Genomic DNA, 1,094 nt, shown 5'->3' with positions numbered 1-1,094 from the left:
TCGGTGGTGATCAGCAGGCCGGCGATCGAAGCCGCGTCCTGCAGTGCCGTGCGCACGACCTTGGCCGGGTCGATGATGCCGGCCTTGACCATGTCAGTGTAGCGCTCGCCCTGGGCGTCGTAGCCGTAGTTCTTGTCCTTCTGCTCGAGCAGTTTGCCCGCAACGACAGCGCCATCGACACCGGCGTTCTCGACGATCTGCCGGACCGGCGCTTGGAGCGCCCGCTTGACGATGTCGACACCGACACGCTGGTCGTCGTTCTCACTCTGCAGCTTGTCGAGCGCAGTGGTCGCATACAAAAGGGCGACACCGCCGCCGGCAACGACACCTTCCTCGACCGCGGCGCGGGTAGCGTGCATCGCGTCTTCGACGCGATCCTTACGCTCCTTCACCTCGATCTCGGTGGCGCCGCCGACACGCAAAATCGCAACGCCGCCGGCCAGCTTGGCCAAGCGCTCCTGGAGCTTCTCGCGGTCGTAGTCGGACGTGGTCTCCTCGACCTGCGCCCGGATCTGGTTGCAGCGGCCGGAGATGTCGTTCTTCTTGCCGCCACCGTCGACGATGGTGGTCTCTTCCTTGGTGATGATGACGCGCTTGGACTTGCCGAGCATGTCGAGGGTGACATTCTCGAGCTTGATGCCGAGGTCTTCGGAGATGACCTGACCGCCGGTCAGGATCGCCATGTCCTCGAGCATTGCTTTGCGGCGGTCGCCGAAGCCCGGCGCCTTGACGGCTGCGACCTTGAGGCCGCCACGCAGTTTGTTGACGACCAAAGTCGCGAGAGCCTCGCCCTCGATGTCTTCGGCAATCACCAAAAGCGGCCGGCTTGACTGCACTACCGCTTCGAGCACCGGCAACATCGCCTGCAGGTTAGACAGCTTCTTCTCGTGCAGCAGGATGTACGGATCCTCGAGCTCGCACAGCATCTTCTCGGCATTGGTGACGAAGTACGGGCTCAGATAGCCGCGGTCGAACTGCATGCCCTCGACCACTTCGAGCTCGGTATGCAGGGACTTGGCCTCTTCGACCGTGATAACACCCTCGTTGCCGACCTTCTGCATCGCCTCGGCGATGTAGTCGCCGATCTCGCGGTC

1 protein-coding gene is annotated in these 1,094 nt (G+C 63.2%); it reads right to left on the bottom strand.

Translation table 11 applies throughout. The features are described 5' to 3' along the window. On the bottom strand, positions 1-1,094 hold a 1,094-nt coding region (gene groL, locus GY769_20580; GenBank protein MCP4204317.1), incomplete at both ends, for a chaperonin GroEL.

This window comes from bacterium (genome assembly GCA_024224155.1).
In the GTDB taxonomy this organism is placed as follows: Bacteria; Acidobacteriota; Thermoanaerobaculia; order Multivoradales; family JAHEKO01; genus CALZIK01.
This window is presented reverse-complemented; position numbering and strand designations above follow the sequence as displayed.